The following is a 4,097-nucleotide window of genomic DNA, read 5'->3' as shown; positions in this document are numbered from 1 at the left end:
GTTCCCTCAGACTCCCTCCAAAAACTTTTAATGCGAGTTGGTTTCCCCCTGTTTTGCCTGGCAAAACAGGGGGAAACCAACTCGTATTGAAAGTCTTTGAAGGGGGTCTGGGGGAAACGTGGGCCTATGGCCCTTCTACAGAAAGGTTCCCCCCGGGCAATGAAACACTGTGTTAAAGTCTAATACACGCACACCGGGTTGTCAAAAAAATTTCACATAGTGGCCCTGCAGGCTTCGGCAGGCGCCGGTTCTGTTCAAAGGGACGCCTGCTGTCTGTTCCTGCCGAGTCTCTTGGCCTCGTAGAGCGCTTCGTCGGCCTTGAGGAGCATGGCGCGGGGGCTTTCCGCCTTCTCGCTCATGGCGGTGACGCCGAGGCTTATGGTCACCTTCACGGGCTTTCCCTCGTAGATGATCTCCATCTCCTCGACGCGCTTTCTGATGCGGTCGGCCAGGACCCTGGCCGACTCGAAGGGGGTCTCCGGCAACAGGCAGCAGAACTCCTCGCCGCCGTAACGGGCCAGGAAGTCGGTCTTCCTTATCATGGAGGCCACCGTCGAGACCAGGGTCTTGAGCACCACGTCGCCGCAGACGTGGCCGTATTCGTCGTTTACGGACTTGAAGAAGTCGATGTCGAAGAGTATGATGCTGAAGGGGCGCTGGTAGCGGCTCGTGCGTTCGAACTCCTCCTCGAGCTTCGTCTCCAGGAACCTCCTGTTGTAGGCCCCGGTCAGGGCGTCACGCACGTTCATCTCTATGAGACGCTTCTCGTAGGCCACTATCTCGGTCACGTCGTGGACGGCTATGTAGAGGTAGGCGACCGACCCGTCCTCGTCGCGCAGCGGCCCCATGGTGCAGCTCTGCTGCATGTGGTCGAAGTCGCTCTCGAAGGCGCTCACCGGCTTGAAGGGGAAGAGGTAGCCGTGGAGTTTCTGCGAAAAGAAACAGAAGTTTCCGAAGGAGAGGACCGACTTGCAGCTCCTGAGGAAACGCGGCGTGTTGAGCTCGGGAAAGCTCTCCACGATGGAGGCCCCCCTTATCCTGTCGGCGGCGATGCCGCTTCGAAGCTCCATCCACCTGTTCCAGTGGAGGACCTTCAGCTCCGCGTCGATCACGACGAGCCCTATGTCCACCATGTCGAATATCTGCGAAAAGATCATCAGGGCACCTCGACAGCTCCCTCTCCCGCCTCCCCTCGAAGGGAGGGAACCTGAAAGACGGCCTCCCCCTTAAGAGAGGCGGCATGGCGGCCGAGACTCGCCCGGCCCGCCGCCTCTGTGCTGAACCCCGTCATGCTGCTATTCGTAATTGTCGAGAAAGTCGTTGAGAGCCAGCTTCAGCCACCATGCCGACTCCCGGCTCGGCATGATGAAAAGGGCGCCGCTCAAGTCGCGTCCCTCGAAACTGAAGACGGTGCGCAGTATGACGGAGTGGGCCTCGGGCTCGTCGAGCTTTATGGGCATAGTGTTCAAGGGATCGGTCTGGACCATGACGGTGGGCGGCGAATAGGTCACTATGTCACGGAGCAGCTCGGCTATCTTGCCGATGCAGGCCCCTATGAGGATGTTGCCCACCTCGACCAGGGCCTCCCTCTCCAGCGTATCGAGGCGGTTGTGGCCGGCAATCTCGTCGTCGGCCCCGAGAAGCGAGACCAGCTCCTTGCCGGCCTTGGAGGGGAAGACGAGCAGCGCCACCCCCTTGAACTTGCCCCAGTAACGCTGCTCCACTATGCTAAGGCCGTTGGAGTAGCAGCTCACCTCGTTTCTGATATAAGCCGGGATATCCCGGCTCTTGACCAGCGTTACGCGGGGAACGGTGAGAACGAGATAGTGGTCAAGCAGATCGGCAAGGTCGGCAGAAGCCTTGCCGAAAGCGATATTGACTATCTCCTGAAGGACCTCGATCTCGTCGGCTGAAAGCCCATCCCCTTTTTCAAGCTCCAGATTCACTCTTTTTCCTTGTGCGCTTGCTGTTCGGCCCTGGCTATGGCCTCGCTGACCGCCTCCCTGGTGGGTGGCTTCTTGATGACGGTGACAGAGCCGAGCTCCAGGACCTTGAAGATGGACTTCATCTGGACGTCGGCCGTATTCACGATGATAAGTGCCTCTGAATCCACTTTCTTTATCTCTTCGATGGCGCGCATGCCGTTCATGATCGGCATGGTGAGGTCCATGAATGTCAGGTCCGGTCTCACCTCCTGGAACTTGCGCAGGCCGTCGACGCCGTCGCCGGCCTCGTATATGTCGAAATCCCGCCCCTCGGGCATGCACCTTCTGAGCATCTTCCTCGCCACCGGCGAGTCGTCGACGATAAGTATCTTTTTAATCATAGGGGAAACAATCCCTGGCCGAGTGAAAAGGCGGTCCGGCGCCGCGGGGCGACGCCGTCGGCCTGCATATTCACATATTCGGACGAGACAAAGGAAACTTTAAGAAAAATTTCATGAAAACGGAAAAACGAACCTACCGCAACCCCTGACATGGCGGCGGACGCTGCGGCTCGAGGGCGGGTCGCGGGGCCACGGAATGACGCGTCCTACTTTCCGCCGCCGGCCGCGCGCTGGATCTTGCGGTACTCGCCCCTGCAGTACTCGGCGAAGGGGGAGTCGGGGTACTTCTTTATGAGGAAGCCGTATATCTGGAGCGCCTTGCGCACCTCGCCGCTGCGTCTGGCCGCATCGGCCGCGGCTATGGTGCCCTTCTGGACCTTGAGCGCCTCGCCGCCCATGGCGGCGAAGCCCTGGAGACACCATACGGCGTCGTCGAACCTCCCCGCCGCCGTGAGAGCCTGGGCCAGACGTTCGTACTCCGAGGCGTCGAGCCTCACCTTCTGGCGCAGCTTGCCGAGCAGAAGGAATGTGCGGGCGGCGGCCTGCGCATCGGCCGCCTTGAGCAGCGCCGACACGGCCTTTGCGCCGGTCAGCAGGGCGTCTCTCTGCTTCCCGGCCCGCATGTACAGCCCCGCGAGCTCGGCCATGACCCGGGGATGCTCGTCGTATTCGACGACCGCTTCCTCGAGTTCCTCGATGGCGCCGGTGAGGTCCGTCTCGGCGCGCATGAGCGCCTCTCTGGCCGCAGACCTCGCCCGCTCTTCCGTCTCGAGCTCCTCCCTCACAGCCGCCTCGGCGTCGGCGGACTCGTCGACCGCCTCCGCCGAATCGCTCGCCACGAAGGCGCCGGCGAGCCTGCCCGCCAGAACAGGCAGCGAGGCGGCGGCCAGGAGGTGGCCGACGGCTGCCGCAACAACTCCGACTCTCACATTGATATAGAAGCCCGCCGCCGCGAGCGCCGCCACCGGAGGCAACATCATGGAGTAGAAGAGGATGGAGCCGCCGAGATAGGCGGCGAAAAAGGATTTTATGTCCTCACGGCGCTCTGCGAAGAGCCAGCGCCACCGCCGGGGGCTGAAACAGTCGGCCACACCGTCGGCCGCGAGGCTTATGATGAGGGCGAAGACGGGACCGAAGACCGCGACGAGCGCCACGATCACGATGCCCACGAGCGAAAACCCCATGGATGGGAGAGCGGACGGGACAGCCATGACCGGACCCTGTCCCCCGCCGCCGCCCACAAGCCACGTGCCGGCCAGTGTGGCCGGCACGCCCGCCGCCACGAGCAGCACCGCGTAGCGGCCCGCCACCGAGAAGACCTCGACCGGCATGGTGAAGATGCCGGAGACACCGCCTTCGAGATCGCCCGTGCGCGCCCCGAGCCCGCAGCTTGCAAGCACGGGAGAGACGGCCAGCAAACCGGCAAGCACGTTAAAGGCCGGCGGCAGCCCCGCCGCACCGGCGGCGTAAAGGAGGGCGAGCGCCGCAACGGCCATGAAAAACACAGCGGGAATCAGGGAGAGGATAGTCCCGTAGCTCGCAAAGAGCCGAACCGTCTCGCCCGCTATCCCACGAAAGGGAGATATGCCGGCCATGAAGACACCCCCCGCCAGGCCACACCGGCCACCCGATAATATTAGGAAACCCTGATTTATTTCACTGGGGGAAACTTTCTGTAGAAAGTTTCCCCCAGACCCCCTTCAAAGACTTTCAATGCGAGTTGGTTTCCCCCTGTTTTGCCAGGCAAAACAGGGGGAAACCAACTCGCATT

The 4,097-nt window shown here is 61.8% G+C and carries 4 protein-coding genes; all 4 read right to left on the bottom strand.

Annotated elements, in window-relative coordinates:
• Nucleotides 1–254: 254 nt before the first annotated feature.
• A complete protein-coding gene (locus ENJ37_08840; protein HHL40600.1) occupies nucleotides 255–1,157 on the bottom strand; it encodes a sensor domain-containing diguanylate cyclase in 903 nt (300 codons plus the stop codon).
• Between the two features lie 138 nt (nucleotides 1,158–1,295).
• On the bottom strand, nucleotides 1,296–1,940 hold the full coding sequence (locus ENJ37_08835) for a chemotaxis protein CheC (GenBank protein ID HHL40599.1): 645 nt from the start codon (nucleotides 1,938–1,940) through the stop codon (nucleotides 1,296–1,298).
• A 2-nt stretch (nucleotides 1,941–1,942) separates the two neighbouring features.
• Nucleotides 1,943–2,326 (bottom strand): response regulator, encoded by a 384-nt coding sequence (locus ENJ37_08830; protein HHL40598.1) that lies wholly within the window; start codon nucleotides 2,324–2,326, stop codon nucleotides 1,943–1,945.
• A gap of 206 nt (nucleotides 2,327–2,532) precedes the next feature.
• Nucleotides 2,533–3,921, bottom strand: coding sequence for a hypothetical protein (locus ENJ37_08825; GenBank protein HHL40597.1), 1,389 nt, complete (start codon nucleotides 3,919–3,921; stop codon nucleotides 2,533–2,535).
• Nucleotides 3,922–4,097: the final 176 nt, after the last annotated feature.

It is taken from the genome of Deltaproteobacteria bacterium (assembly GCA_011375175.1).
Taxonomy (GTDB): domain Bacteria; phylum Desulfobacterota; class GWC2-55-46; order GWC2-55-46; family DRME01; genus DRME01.
Note: the sequence above shows the minus strand (reverse complement) of the source record. Positions and strands in the feature narration are given on the sequence as shown.